This is a genomic window from Rhodanobacter sp. PCA2 (assembly GCF_013620825.1).
Classification (GTDB): Bacteria; Pseudomonadota; Gammaproteobacteria; order Xanthomonadales; family Rhodanobacteraceae; genus Rhodanobacter_A.
Map to the genome: position 1 here is coordinate 12,779 of NZ_NJIC01000054.1, position 13,539 is coordinate 26,317.

Sequence of the window (13,539 nt, forward strand, 5' to 3'; positions counted from 1 at the left end):
GGATCACTGATGGTGCCCGGTTTGGGTTAAAGCTAGAGTGCCAAAGGTATTAGGCACCCCCCGCGCCCTCGCGTGCGTCCGTACTGCGTTGCGCCGGAGAGGATGACCATGATGCGACGTCGCTGTCGACCATCTCTTCGTGAGTGGAACATAGCGGTTGACCTCAGCCGGTTCGTCATCTTGTATAGCAAACCCAACCAAAGGTTGCTCTGCGCGTGACGTATGCCCGCTATGGAGCCCAAGCGAAAACCTGTGCGGAAAGCCATAGTTTGGCCGAAGGGTACCTGCGAGCATCCAATAGCCGGCAGTCAATATATGCTTTACGGTCGTGGACAAGTACGCAACAAGACAAATCGCTCGTATGGTCAAATTTGTTGCCGACCGAAATACTGAAATTACCTTTCCGTCATTTTATTCAGAAAGGCACATCGTCCGCGGTCGGCGGCTTTGGTTGCGTTGTTTGTCTCGCTGTTGAGGCGGCTTGATCCATCGGGTCAGCTCGACGATTTCCGACGAAGTCACCAAGCAAAGCGTAGAAGTTGACGGGGTGTCCACCGGACGCCGATGACTTTTCACCCATGTGAACATGAACAAGCCGATGGTTCACCAAGTGATCTATGCCTTGGCGTACATATCGAGCTTGCATTCCGCAGTATTCGCGAATCTTCTGATGGGCAATTCTCGCTATGTTGGTTGAATTGTTTCGGAGAGCAAGAAGCAAAATGAGAATTTTTATTGCGCTAAGAGCAGATTCACCTCGATTTGGAAGTTGCCCAAGTGCGCCCCGAACCTGCTCGGGAACCTTAGTGAACGGCGCATTCGAAGTTCCTTCGAAGCCGGTCAATGTATATCGATAGGTGCGACGTGTTCGGTCGACGAGAACCAAGCCAGCATCTTCAAGAATGGCGATTCCATGAACCACCATAGGTCTTGAGCATCCTGTCATAAGTTCAAAGCTGGTGAGCGAGATATCTGTCGATTTCGTTTTGAAATCCAAGACGGACGCAATTGCCAGATAGCACTTGAGCGCCGCCACGTGCTTTCCGGTCGTAGACCCAGCTTTAAACCGGTTCAACCCACCTTCGCGGAAGACCCAGGCGGGCGGGAAATGTCCCCAGCTCATTGGTCACCCCTCTTCTTCTTACGCGTGACAACTCTGCCGACGACGTCCAGTGCTTTCCAGGCGACTAGCAGGGCCAAGACACAAACGATGGCCAGAGCGGCCTCAGGCTTATCGTTGCTCACCATGGACAGGATTTCGTTCATCGGCATGACCAGGGTTGTTGTAATGGACGCACCCTAGGGTATCTACGGCGATGCATCTAGATTGAACACTATCATGTCGCAACAATAAATATTAATAAAAACAATGTTTTATGTGAAAATACACCATCCATAGATAGTAAATGGCACAACCAATTTGGTCATAAAAGGCGGCCTGCCATTTACCATTCGATGGGTTTTTACGGTGCATCGAAACTCGGCTGTGTAAGCGACATTTACCCTCAAGCCGCTGCGTGGGGCTGGTTAGACGCCTGAATGCTCGACATCGAGCGTAGATCGCATGTGGTTGGTTGAGGGTGGCACGCCTCTGCTTACGACGATCAGCTGCCTGGTTTCGAGTCAGTGGCCTCGAACATCATTGGAACAAGGCGCCGGATTTCCGGCCGTCATCGCAGGTTTGGCAGCGCTGTTCGCGGTTTCTAGGCACTGCGGATGGCTGCGCCGGCGCCACAGATGAGGGGGCTGCTCAGCCGCTCATCACGGCTGGTCTATACCGCACGCTTATAGGCGCAGAACAATCAGATATGCCGCAGGAATTTCTGGTTCGGATCGCCCCGGCAGCACCTGCGATGCTGCCCACCGCTTCGGCGTTGCCGGCAAAGCTGTAACAGTGCCTGATCGATGGCGCCAGCGTGGCTATAGGCACGCTGGCCGGCAGTCAAACTACGCTTTACGGTTACGGCCATTTTGTGGTTTCAAGCACAAACCCCTTATCGCTAGCGACAAGCACCTGGCCACGACTGGCTATGGCCGAAGCAGCAAACTATGGTTCCGAAAAACCATAGTTCGTTCTTTCCGCTCAAACTATGGTTTCCCGAACAAACACCATGTGGTTTGCAGCTGGCTGAATGGGCCCACCAGGATTCGAACCTGGAACCAAGGGATTATGAGTCCCCTGCTCTAACCGTTGAGCTATAGGCCCGTCGTGGCTGCGCGGGGCAGTGCGGCATGGTAGCGGCGGGGGGCGCGGGCGTCGAGCGCGCGGGGCTGCTGACAGAACGTTGTCAGTGGGTGGGCATAGTCTGGCGGCTCCATCCCCCTGGAGACACCCGCATGAATACCGAAGCCGTGGCGAAACGATTGGTCGAGCTGTGCCGCAAGGGCGAATTCGAGCAGGCGCAGCGGGAGCTGTTCGCGCAGGATGCCGTGAGCATCGAGATGCCGGGCGCGCCGTCGGGCGCGCTGGGCGATGCGAAGGGACTGGAGGCGATCTACGAGAAGGGCCGCCAGTTCGGCGCCATGGTGGAGGCGATGCACTCCAGCGAGGTGAGCGATCCGGTGGTGGCGGGCGACTGGTTCAGTCTGTCCATGGCGATGGACGTCACGTTCAAGGAGCGGGGCCGCACGCAGATGGCGGAGCTCTGCGTGTACCACGTGCGCGACGGCAAGGTGGTGAGCGAGCAGTTCTTCTACGACATGGGCTGAGCGGGCCGGATGCGACGACGGCCGCTTGCGCGGCCGTCGTCTTGCCCTCTCCCCGGCCCCCTCCCGCATGCGGGAGGGGGGAACTCGAAGCGATCAATCCACGTCGAGGAAGGAGCGCAGCTGCTCGGAGCGGCTGGGGTGGCGCAGCTTGCGCAGCGCCTTGGCTTCGATCTGGCGGATGCGCTCGCGGGTGACGTCGAACTGCTTGCCGACTTCTTCCAACGTGTGGTCGGTGTTCATGTCGATGCCGAAGCGCATGCGCAGCACCTTGGCCTCGCGCGGCGTGAGGCCGGCGAGCACGTCGCGCACGGTTTCCATCAGGCCGGTCTCGGTGGCGGAGTCGATCGGCGAGCTGGCGTTGCTGTCCTCGATGAAGTCGCCGAGGTGGGAATCCTCGTCGTCGCCGATCGGGGTTTCCATGGAGATCGGCTCCTTGGCGATCTTCAGCACCTTGCGGATCTTGTCCTCGGGCATGTCCATTTCCTTCGCCAGCTCCTCCGGCGTGGCCTCGCGGCCGTACTGCTGGAGCATCTGGCGGGAAATGCGGTTGAGCTTGTTGATCGTCTCGATCATGTGCACCGGGATGCGGATGGTGCGCGCCTGGTCGGCGATCGAGCGGGTGATCGCCTGGCGGATCCACCACGTCGCATAGGTCGAGAACTTGTAGCCGCGGCGGTATTCGAACTTGTCCACCGCCTTCATCAGGCCGATGTTGCCTTCTTGGATGAGGTCGAGGAACTGCAGGCCGCGGTTGGTGTACTTCTTGGCGATGGAGATCACCAGGCGCAGGTTGGCCTCCACCATTTCCTTCTTGGCGCGGCGGGCCTTGGCCTCGCCCGAGGCCATGGCGCGGTTGATTTCCTTGATGTCGGTGAGCGGCAGGAACAGCTTGTGCTCGATCGCGGCGAGCTTCTCCTGCTCGGCGTCGATCGCCTCGCGGTGGGTCTTCACGTTGGGCGACCACTTCTGGCGCTTGCGGCCCAGCTCGGCCGCCCATTCGAGGTTGCCCTCGTTGCTGGGGAAGGCCTTGAGGAATTCGGCCTTGGGCATCTTCACGTGCTTGACGAAGATGTCCATCAGCACGCGCTCGTGGTGGCGGATGTCGCCCACCACTTCGCGCAGCTTGCGCACGAAGCCGTCGATCAGCGCGCTGGGCAGCTTGAGCTTGAGGAACTCCTCGGCCATCTGGTCGCGCAGCTTGATGATCTTCTTGTCGGTGATGCCGGCAGCCTTGGGCGCGGCCTTCTGGAACTTGCCGTAGTGGTCGCGCAGCAGTTCCATGCGGCGCTTGACCTCCTCCGGGTCGGGGCCGCTGGTGCCGGCTTCCTCTTCCTCGGAATCGTCGTCGTCGTCTTCCTCGTCGCCCTCGGCGTCCTCGCCGTTCTCGGCGGCGGCGGCCGCGGCTTCCTCGGCCTCGATGCGCGCAGCGTCGGCGGCGGCTTCCAGGTCCAGGAAGCCGGCGAGGATCTCGGACAGGCGGCGCTTGCCGTCCAGGTGCTGGTCGTACTCCTCCAGCAGCAGCTCGATGGTCAGCGGGAAGCTGGCCAGCGCCTGCTGCACCTGGGACAGGCCTTCCTCGATGCGCTTGGCGATGGCGATCTCGCCCTCGCGGGTGAGCAGCTCGACCGTGCCCATCTCGCGCATGTACATGCGCACCGGGTCGGTGGTGCGGCCCACCTCGGCGTCGACGGCGGAGAGCAGCGCGACGGCTTCCTCGGCGGCGGCCTCGTCGTCGCCGGTGTTGCCCGGCGCATTGTCGGCCAGCGGGTCGGCGTCCGGCGCGGCGTCGTGCACTTCGATGCCGACGCCCTTGAGCACCGCCATGATGTCCTCGATCTGCTCCGCGTCGACGATGTCGTCGGGGAGGTGGTCGTTGATCTCGGCGTAGGTCAGGTAGCCCTGCTCAAGGCCCTTGGCGATGAGCGCCTTGATTTCGGACTGTTGCTCGTGGACTTTGCTGTTCATTCAACGACCGCCGCAGGGTTCAAGAACCGGACATTATAGCGATGTGCTGCTTTTTTGACCAGTTTTCAAGTCGGAAAAGTTCACCGGGGCACACGCAAAAATCGCGCCAAATCGCGGGCTTGCGCGCCGGTTGAGGTTTCTAGCCATTCAGCCGGTGTCGAGCCGGAACGTCACCGGCCCGTCGTTGACCAGGCTCACCACCATATGGGCGCCGAAGCGTCCGGTTTCCACCTGGGGATGCGCGGCGCGGGCCAGTTCCAGAAGTCGCCCGAACCAGCGCCGGCCGTGTTCGGGCGCCGCCGCGCTGGTGAAGCTGGGGCGCATGCCGGAACGGGTATCGGCGGCCAGCGTGAACTGGCTCACCAGCAGCAGGCCGCCGCCGGTGTCGGCGAGCGAGCGGTTCATCTTGCCGGCCTCGTCGGAAAACACGCGGTAGCCGAGCAGGCGTTCCAGCATGCGCCGTGTCTGCGGCTCGCCGTCGTGCGGCTCCACCGCCACCAGGGCCAGCAGGCCGGGGCCGATCGCACCGATGGTTTCGCCTTCGACCTCGACACGGGCGGAGAGCACACGCTGGATCAGGGCGATCATGACGACTCGGCGGCAGGCGGAGCGCGCAGCATAAGCGCGCGGCGCGGCCGGGGGAAGCGGCCGCATCCCTTACACTGCGTCGATGCGTGCCGACATGTATCTCGTCCATCTCCTGCTGCGCCTGCTCGCCCTGTTGCCGTTGCGCACCTTGCAGGCCGCCGGCGCGCTGCTGGGCCGCATCGCGCTGTGGCGGCGCACCCGTACCGCACACCACGTGGCGGTGAACCTGGCGATCGCCCGGCCCGGGCTGGACGAGGCCGCGCGCGCCGCCTTGCTGCGCGAGGCGCTGGCGGAGAGCGGCAAGTCGGCCACCGAGATCGTCAAGATCTGGGGCGGCGGCGCCGAACGCGCGCTGCGGCTGGTGCGCGAGGTGCGCGGCGAGGCGTTGTTCGACGCCGCGCTGGCCGCCCGCAAGGGCGTGATCATCGCCGCGCCGCACCTCGGCTGCTGGGAGCTGCTGAACTACTGGCTGTGCCGCAAGACGCCGATGGCGATCCTGTACCGGCCGCCGCGCATCGCCGCGGTGGAGGGCCTGCTGCGCAAGGTGCGCGGCGCGCTGGCGCCGGAGCAGGTGCGCGCCGAGGGCGCGGGCGTGCGCACGCTGTACAAGCGGCTCGCCGCGGGCGGCACGGTGGGCATCCTGCCCGACCAGAAGCCGCGTGCGGGCGAGGGCGAGTTCGCGCCGTTCTTCGGCCGCGAGGCGCTGACCATGGTGCTGCTGCCGCGCCTCGCCGCGCGCACCGGTGCCACCGTGCTGTACGCGTTCGCCGAGCGCCTGCCGCGCGGCGCGGGCTACCGCATCCACTTCCTGCCTGCGCCCGACGGGCTGGCCGACGCGGACCTGGCCACCGCCTGCACCGCGCTGAACCGCGGCGTGGAAGCCTGCGTGAACCTGGCCTTCGCCCAGTACCAGTGGCAGTACAAGCGCTGGTCGGCCGACAACCGGCCCAGCCCCTACGACCGCGGCAACCACGCCCGCACCGATTGACCGCTCAGCCCAGCAACACGCGCACGCGATGGTCGCCGCCGTCGTCCGCCAGCGCGAAGGGTTCTTCCGGCGGCAGCGCCCGGCCATCCAGCTCCAGCACGCGCACGCCGCGGCAGACGCCGCGCGGATTCTCCACGCGTATCGCGTAGCGGGTGGACTGCTGCGCCCCGCGATGGCGGTAATCCAGCTCGAAGCCGGACCAGTGCTTCGGCACGCAGGGATCGATGCGCAGGCGGCCGCCCTGCTTGCGGAAGCCCAGCATCGCTTCCAGCCCCGCGCGATACAGCCACGCGGCCGAGCCGGTGTACCAGGTCCAGCCGCCGCGGCCGGCCAGCCCGCCCACCGAATACACGTCGGCGCAGCTGACATAGGGCTCGACCCGGTAGTGCGCGGCCGCGTCGGCGCCGTCGCCGTGGCGCACCGGGTTGAAATAGCCGAACAGCTCGGCCGCGCGACCACCGTCGCCCAGCGCGACCCAGGCGAAGATCGACCACACCGCGCCGTGCGTGTACTGGCCGCCGTTCTCGCGCACGCCGGGCGGGTAGCCGCGGATGTAGCCGGGGTTCTCCTTCGCGTGGTCGAACGGCGGCGTGAACAGGCGCGAGAGCCGGTGTCCGGGGTCGACCAGCTCGCGCTGGTTCGAGGCCATCGCCTGCGCCGCGTGCGCCGGCTCGGCGGCGCCGGCCAGCACGCTCCACGACTGCGCGATGCTGTCGATGCGGCAGGCGTCGCTGCCGGCCGAACCCAGCGGCGTGCCGTCGTCGTAATAGCCGCGCCGGTACCAGGCGCCGTCCCACGCCTGTTCCAGCGCGGCGCGCTGGGCTTGCGCGTAGTCGCGCCAGCGTTGCGCGCGGGCGCCGTCGCCGCGTGCTTCGGCCAGCGGCGCGTAGGCCTCGATGGTGGATATCAGGAACCAGCCCATCCAGCTGCTTTCGCCGCGGCCGCCCGCGCCCACCGCGTTCATGCCGTCGTTCCAGTCGCCGGTGCCGATCAGCGGCAGGCCGTGCGCGCCGCGGGTGAGCGCGGAATCCAGCGCACGGGCGCAGTGTTCGTGCAGCGCGGGTTTCTCGTCCGACGTGCCGGGCTGGAAGAACGCATCGGTGGCGCCGTCGGGAATCGCCGCGCCGGTGAGGAGCGGCACCGCTTCGTCCAGCACCGCGGCGTCGCCGCTGACCCCGACGTAGTGCGCGGCGACGTGCGCCAGCCACACGCGGTCGTCGCTGACGCGGGTGCGGATGCCCTGCCCGTTCGGCGGCAGCCACCAGTGCTGCACGTCGCCCTCGGCGAACTGGCGGCCGGCCGCACGCAGCAGGTGTTCGCGCGCCAGGTCCGGGCGGCTCACGCACAGCGCCATCACGTCCTGCAGCTGGTCGCGGAAACCCCAGGCGCCGCTGGCCTGGTAATACGCGGTGCGCGCCCACAGGCGGCAACCGACCACCTGGTAGAGCAGCCAGTCGTTGAGCATCAGGTCCAGCGCGCGGTCCGGCGTGCGCACCTGCACCGCGTCCAGCAAGCCGTTCCATTGCGCGGCGACGGCGGCGAGCACGGCGTCGATGTCGATGCTGCGGTATTTCGCCACCAGCGCCTGCGCGCCGGCCGCGTCGGGGGCGTCGCCCAGCAGCCAGCGCAGTTCCAGTTCGGTGTGCGGCGGCAGCTCGATGCGCAGTTGCAGGGCGCCGCAGGGGTCCAGCCCTGCGCCCAGCCGGCCGGACAAGGGCGCATCGCCGTCCAGCGCGGCGGGTCGGTCCAGCGCGCCCAGCGGGCCGAGGAAGGCCGCGCGGTCGCCGCCGATCGCCTGCTGCGCGCCGCCGAGGTCGGCGAACGCCACGCGCTCGCCGAAGTCCGGCCGCCAGCGGTTGCGTGCGAACAGCGCGCCGGTCCGCTCGTCGCGCGCGGTCTGCACGAACGGCGCGGGCACGGAACCGTTCGGGCCCAGCGCCCATTCCACGTATGCCGTGAACGACAGCCGCCGCGGACGCGGCGAACGGTTCGCCAGCCGCACGCGGGCGAGCTTCAGCGCGTCGTCCACCGGCACGCATTGCAGCAGTTCCAGCGCGATGCCGTGGGCGTCGGTCTCGAAGCGGCTCCAGCCCTTGCCGTGGGTGGCCGCGTACTTCGCGCCGGCCACGCGTATCGGCAGCGCGGTGGCGCTCCACAGCGCGCCGTTGTCCTCGTCGCGCAGGTACAGCACCTCGTGCGGGCGGTCGCTCACCGGATCGTTCGGCCACGGCGTCAGCGGGTTCTGCTGACTGTTGATGGCCCAGGCGTAGCCGCCGCCTTCGGCCGAGACCAGGAAGCCGAACGCGGGATTGGCGATCACGTTCACCCAGGGCTGCGGCGTGCAGCGATCGTCGTCCAGCTCGATGCGATAGGCGCGGCCCCCGTCCACGAAGCCGCCGCAGCCGTTGGGAAATTCCGGCGATGCGTGGTCCGCGGTCGGCTCGCGTGCCGGTGCGGTGGCACGCAGCGGCGAGGCGGGTGGCGCAGCGGCGGCGGCGACGGCGGGCGACGGCACGGCTTCGCGATCCAGCAGCAGCCGCGCCACGCAGGCCAGTCCGTCGCGCAGCACGTCGGCCATCGCGCTTTCCCGCAGCGCGAACAGCTCGGCCCTGGGCAGCGCCGATGCCACCTGCAGTTGCGCCTGCTGCGCCTGCACCAGCGGCTCCAGCTGCGCCTGCAGGGCCGCATCGCCCGCATCGAGCAGCACCACGTCCACCGCGAAACGCTGCGCACGCCAGAAGTGCTGTGCCCGCAGCAACTCCTGCGCGCACGGCAGGTCGTCTTCGCCGTGCAGTCGCAGCAGCGCGATCGGGCGGTCGCCGGAAATGCCCGCGGCCCACAGCGTGGGGGCGCCGCCGCGGCCGCGCGCGATGGCCTCCGGCGCAGCGCGCTGCGCAAGGTCGCTGACCAGCAGCGCATCCAGCCACTGCGCGGCGCGGTCGGCTTGCGCGTCGTCGATGCCGAACTGCCGCAGTCGCGCCGTGGCTTGCTGCCGGGCGCCGTCGAACAGGCGCGCCGGTGCGTCCGCGTCGTCGGCGAGCCCGGCCAGCGCGAGCGCGTCGTCGCGCCGCTCGGCCAGCCGCGTCCACAGCAGGATGGCGACCTCGCTGTCCGGCGCCAGCGTGAAATGCCGGCGCTGGGCGAACACCGGATCGAGCACGCAGCCGACGCTTCCGCCCAGCGCCGCGCCGGGCTGCAATGCCTGCGCCTGGCGCAGGCTGCGGCCGCGGCCGAGGAAGCGCATGCGGTCCGTCTCGAATTCCGGCGCGCCGGGCGGGTCGCCCACGATGCGCAAGGCTTGCGCGGCCCAGATCGCGGGCTCGCCATCCGCGCGTCGGCGCCGGCTGGCCAGCAGCAGGCCGCGCCCGGCCTCCCATTCGGTCTGCACGAACATCTTGGAGAACGCGGGATGCGCGTCGTCCGCGGCCGCCGGGCCCAGCACCAGCTCGGCATAGCTGGCGACCGACAGATGGCGCTGGCGGTCGCCGTGGTTGCTCAGCACCAGCCGGCGCAGTTCCACGTCCGCATCGGCCGCCACCGCCACTTCCAGCGTGCAGTGCAGGCTGTGGTGACGGCGGCCGAACGTGGCGCGGCCGGGTTCGAACCGCACGCTGTCGTCGGGCGCGCTGCGGCCGAACGGCTGCTGCGTGGGCGACCAGGCCTCGCCGCTGTCCTCGTCGCGCAGCAGCAGCCAGCTGCCCCAGCCGTCGCAAGCAGCATCCTCGCGCCAGCGCGTCACCGCGAGATCGCGCCAGCGGCTGAAGCCGGCGCCGTGGCGGTCGACGGCCAGCGAGAGTCGGCCGTTGGAAAGCAGGGCGTGTCGGGGTGCGCGGCTGGAAGCGGTCATGGCCTGAACTTCGTGACCAAAGCGACTAGCATGAAAGCTCGCACGCATTCACGGCGTCAATGCACCGTGAACGGCACGCTGGGCAACCGACTTCCACGCTGCATTCCACGCATGTCCACCGTCACCACGCATCGACCGCCGGAATCCGGTCCGCAGTTGCGGCACCTGCAGAGCAGAGCCTGGGCCTATTTCCAGTACGAGACGAATCCGCACACCGGCCTGGTGGCGGACAAGACCGCGCCGGACTGGCCCGCCAGCATCGCCGCCACCGGCATGGCGCTCAGCGCGTACCCGGTGGCGGTGGAGCGCGGCCTGCTGGACGAGCGCACCGCGATCGCGCGCACGCTGGCCACCCTGCGCTTCTTCCGCGACAGCCAGCAGGGCGACGCGGCAGACGCCACCGGATACCGCGGCTTCTACTACCACTTCCTCGACATGCGGACCGGCAGGCGCGCGTGGCAGTGCGAGCTGTCCACCGTGGACAGCGCGTTCCTGTTCGCCGGCATGCTCACCGCCGCGGCCTACTTCCGCGCCGACACGCCGGAGCAGCGCGAGATCCGCGAGCTGGCGGAACTGCTGTACCGCCGCGCGGACTGGACCTGGGCGCAGGCCGCTGACGGCACCATCGGCCACGGCTGGCGGCCGGAAAGCGGCTTCATCCCGCACCGCTGGCAGGGCTACGACGAAGGCCTGCTGATGTACATGCTGGCGCTGGGCTCGCCCACCCACGCGCTGCCGCCGTCCGCGTTCGCGGCCTGGGCCTCCACCTACGAGTGGAAACGCGCCTACGACATCGACTACCTCTACTGCGGCCCGCTGTTCACCCACCAGCTCTCGCACGTGTGGATCGACTTCCGCGGCATCCGCGACGCCTTCATGCGCGACAAGGGCATCGACTACTTCGAGAACAGCCGCCGCGCCACCCTGGTGCAGCAGCGCTACGCGATCGACAACCCGCTCGGGTTCAAGGGCTATGGCGCGCAGTGCTGGGGCATCACCGCCAGCGACGGCCCCGGCGAGGCCACACGCAGCATCGACGGCGTGCAGCGCCAGTTCTACGGCTACACCGGACGTGGCGCGCCATGGGGCCAGGACGACGGCACGCTGTCACCGTGGGCGGTGGCCGCCTCGCTGCCGTTCGCGCCGGAGATCGTGCTGCCCACCCTGCACTACTTCATCCACACGCTGGCGCTGCACGACCGCCACCCCTACGGCTTCGAGGCGAGCTTCAACCCCACCTGGGGCGGCGACACCGCCTGCGGCTGGATTTCGCCGTTCTTCTTCGGCATCAACACCGGCCCCATCCTGCTGATGCTGGAGAACCAGCGCAGCGGCCTGCTGTGGAAACTGCTGCGCGGCAGCCCGCCGATCATGGCCGGCCTGCGCGCGGCCGGCTTCGCCGGCGGCTGGCTGGACGCGCAGGGCCGACGGCGCTGACACTTTCGCGGCGGGCGCATACTGCGCCCCCGTCACCTTCACCACACGCGGAGCAAGACGATGGAACTGGGCATGGTCGGGTTGGGCAAGATGGGCGCCAACATGGCGGAGCGGCTGGCGCGCGGCGGCCACCAGGTCACCGGCTTCGACCCCAGCGCCAACGCGCGCGCCGCGGTGGCCGCGAAGGGCGTGGCCGGGGCCGAATCGCTGGCAGCGCTGGTGCAGGCGCTGCCAGCGCCGCGCGTGCTGTGGCTGATGGTGCCCGCGGGCAAGATCACCGACGACACCGTCAACGCACTGATCCCGTTGCTCTCGAAGGGCGACACGGTGATCGACGGCGGCAACTCAAACTACAAGGACACGCTGCGCCGCGCCGCGCTCTACGCGGAACACGGCCTGGGCTACGTGGACTGCGGCACCAGCGGCGGCATCTGGGGGCTCAAGGAGGGCTACAGCATGATGGTGGGCGGCGACGAGAAAACCGTCGACGCGCTGAAGCCCATCTTCGCCACGCTGGCGCCCGGCGCCGAGCAGGGCTGGGGCCGCGTGGGCCCGGTGGGCTCCGGCCATTTCACCAAGATGGTCCACAACGGCATCGAATACGGCCTGATGCAGGCCTATGCCGAGGGCTTCTCCATCCTAGGCCACAAGAAGGAATTCGGCCTGGACCTGCACCAGATCGGCGAGATCTGGCGCTACGGCAGCGTGGTGCGCTCCTGGCTGCTCGACCTCACCACCGACGCGCTGGGCAAGAACCCCACGATGGACGGCATCGCACCCTACGTGGTCGATTCCGGCGAAGGCCGCTGGACCGTGGACGAGGCGATCGACCTCGACGTGCCCGCGCCCATCATCACCGCCTCGCTGATCGAGCGCCTGCGCTCGCGCGACACCGACTCGTTCGCCGACAAGCTGCTCGCCGCGATGCGCAACGAGTTCGGCGGCCACGCGATCAAGAGCGAGCCGAAGTAGGGAGCGTTTCGCGCCGCCCGCTCAATCCGCGGGCCGGAGCCGCGCCAGCGTGGCTTCGGCCTCGCGCACGAGCTGGGCGACGCGTTCGCCGGCGTGGACGATATCGTGGATCTGGCCGACCGACTCGCCGGCATAGATCGCCATGTCGTCGATGCGGCCGGTGGCGTCGATGGCAGGCGAGTCGGTGGAGAACGGATAGACCGGCTGGCCGCCGTCCTGCCAGGCGATCGGCTGGTCCTTCTCGGCCTCGGAACAGCCGTCGTAATCCCCTCGCGTGACGGCGTTGGGCAGCACGCGCACCGGCGCGGCGATTTTCCAGTTGCGCGCGAACACGGTGGTGCGCACGGTGTCCTCGGCGCGCGCCGCCACCAGCCGCTGCCGGTGGTGCGGATGGGCGAAGGATTCCTCCGTCGCCAGGAAGGCGCTGCCCAGGCTCACGGCCTGCGCACCGAGCGCGAGCGCAGCCACCAGCGCAGCGCCCGAGGCGATGGCGCCGGAAGCGGCCACCGGCACTTCGCCGGCAAGCGCGACGATTTCCGGCAACAGCGCGAACGTGGATACCTCGCCGCGCACATGGCCGCCGGCATCGACGCCCTGCGCGATCAGCACGTCGCAGCCGGCATCCAGCGCCAGCTCGGCATCGCGGCAACTGCCGACCTGGTGGATCACCTGCACCCCTTCGGCCTTGAGGTGCCGGACGAGGTCGCCGTCGACCTCCCAGAACAGCGCCATCGCAGGCACGCGCAGGCGCAGGCAGGCATCCACCTGGGCGCGCAGCAGCGACTGCTCGCAGGACGCCGGGATGAGGTTCACCGCAAAGTGCAGGTCGTCGCGCGTGGCCGCGCGCAACGCGGCGACCTCGCGCTCGATCAGGGCGACCGGCTCGCGCACCATGCCCATCACGGCGAAGCCGCCGGCGTTCGCGACCGCCGCCGCCAGCCGGCTGCGGGCGACGCCGCCCATGCCGGCCAGCATGATCGGATAACGGCATCCGAGCCGGTCGAGCAGCGGCGTGCGCAGCGCGGCGTGCATG

Annotated in this window: 9 protein-coding genes and 1 tRNA gene; 4 read left to right on the top strand and 6 right to left on the bottom strand. The window is 68.0% G+C overall.

The window, feature by feature from the left end; all coding sequences use genetic code 11:
• Positions 1-415: 415 nt before the first annotated feature.
• Both PCA_RS16715 and PCA_RS16720 read right to left on the bottom strand, forming a co-directional pair.
• Positions 416-1,036 carry a hypothetical protein gene (locus tag PCA_RS16715; protein ID WP_181303753.1) on the bottom strand — a complete coding sequence of 207 codons (621 nt, stop codon included), beginning with the start codon at positions 1,034-1,036 and terminating at the stop codon, positions 416-418.
• Positions 1,037-2,133: 1,097 nt separating this feature from the next.
• A tRNA-Ile gene (locus PCA_RS16720) sits at positions 2,134-2,206 on the bottom strand.
• A gap of 131 nt (positions 2,207-2,337) precedes the next feature.
• On the opposite strand from PCA_RS16720, the gene PCA_RS16725 reads away from it, so the two are divergent.
• Positions 2,338-2,709: a nuclear transport factor 2 family protein gene (locus PCA_RS16725; protein WP_181303754.1), complete on the top strand. Its 372-nt coding sequence runs from the start codon at positions 2,338-2,340 to the stop codon at positions 2,707-2,709.
• 93 nt (positions 2,710-2,802) lie between these two features.
• Here PCA_RS16725 and rpoD read toward each other — a convergent pair whose 3' ends face one another.
• Together rpoD and dtd are read right to left on the bottom strand one after the other, a co-directional pair.
• Positions 2,803-4,674 carry an RNA polymerase sigma factor RpoD gene (rpoD, locus tag PCA_RS16730; RefSeq protein WP_181303755.1) on the bottom strand — a complete coding sequence of 624 codons (1,872 nt, stop codon included), beginning with the start codon at positions 4,672-4,674 and terminating at the stop codon, positions 2,803-2,805.
• Positions 4,675-4,821: 147 nt separating this feature from the next.
• Complete coding sequence (gene dtd, locus PCA_RS16735; RefSeq protein ID WP_181303756.1) at positions 4,822-5,262, bottom strand: D-aminoacyl-tRNA deacylase; 441 nt, start codon at positions 5,260-5,262, stop codon at positions 4,822-4,824.
• An 82-nt stretch (positions 5,263-5,344) separates the two neighbouring features.
• On the opposite strand from dtd, the gene PCA_RS16740 reads away from it, so the two are divergent.
• Positions 5,345-6,250 carry a lipid A biosynthesis acyltransferase gene (locus PCA_RS16740; protein WP_181303757.1) on the top strand — a complete coding sequence of 302 codons (906 nt, stop codon included), beginning with the start codon at positions 5,345-5,347 and terminating at the stop codon, positions 6,248-6,250.
• Between the two features lie 4 nt (positions 6,251-6,254).
• Here PCA_RS16740 and PCA_RS16745 read toward each other — a convergent pair whose 3' ends face one another.
• A complete protein-coding gene (locus PCA_RS16745) occupies positions 6,255-10,097 on the bottom strand; it encodes a glycosyl transferase family 36 (protein WP_181303758.1) in 3,843 nt (1,280 codons plus the stop codon).
• A 111-nt stretch (positions 10,098-10,208) separates the two neighbouring features.
• On the opposite strand from PCA_RS16745, the gene PCA_RS16750 reads away from it, so the two are divergent.
• Together PCA_RS16750 and gnd are read left to right on the top strand one after the other, a co-directional pair.
• Entirely contained in the window at positions 10,209-11,534 is a 1,326-nt protein-coding gene (locus PCA_RS16750; RefSeq protein ID WP_181303759.1) for a glucoamylase family protein, read from the top strand.
• A 21-nt stretch (positions 11,535-11,555) separates the two neighbouring features.
• Positions 11,556-12,506 (top strand): phosphogluconate dehydrogenase (NAD(+)-dependent, decarboxylating), encoded by a 951-nt coding sequence (gnd, locus tag PCA_RS16755; RefSeq protein WP_255436943.1) that lies wholly within the window; start codon positions 11,556-11,558, stop codon positions 12,504-12,506.
• A 21-nt stretch (positions 12,507-12,527) separates the two neighbouring features.
• On the opposite strand, the gene PCA_RS16760 is transcribed toward gnd, so the two are convergent.
• Positions 12,528-13,538 (bottom strand): nitronate monooxygenase, encoded by a 1,011-nt coding sequence (locus PCA_RS16760; RefSeq protein ID WP_181303761.1) that lies wholly within the window; start codon positions 13,536-13,538, stop codon positions 12,528-12,530.
• Between the last annotated feature and the right edge of the window lies 1 nt (position 13,539).

What these genes read in the sequence shown, in the direction of transcription:
- PCA_RS16725 (WP_181303754.1), top strand. Translation starts at nt 2,338, where the DNA reads ATGAATACCGAAGCCGTGGCGAAACGATTGGTCGAGCTGTGCCGCAAG.
- rpoD (WP_181303755.1), bottom strand. Translation starts at nt 4,674, where the DNA reads ATGAACAGCAAAGTCCACGAGCAACAGTCCGAAATCAAGGCGCTCATC.
- dtd (WP_181303756.1), bottom strand. Translation starts at nt 5,262, where the DNA reads ATGATCGCCCTGATCCAGCGTGTGCTCTCCGCCCGTGTCGAGGTCGAA.
- PCA_RS16740 (WP_181303757.1), top strand. Translation starts at nt 5,345, where the DNA reads ATGCGTGCCGACATGTATCTCGTCCATCTCCTGCTGCGCCTGCTCGCC.
- PCA_RS16745 (WP_181303758.1), bottom strand. Translation starts at nt 10,097, where the DNA reads ATGACCGCTTCCAGCCGCGCACCCCGACACGCCCTGCTTTCCAACGGC.
- PCA_RS16750 (WP_181303759.1), top strand. Translation starts at nt 10,209, where the DNA reads ATGTCCACCGTCACCACGCATCGACCGCCGGAATCCGGTCCGCAGTTG.
- PCA_RS16760 (WP_181303761.1), bottom strand. Translation starts at nt 13,538, where the DNA reads ATGCACGCCGCGCTGCGCACGCCGCTGCTCGACCGGCTCGGATGCCGT.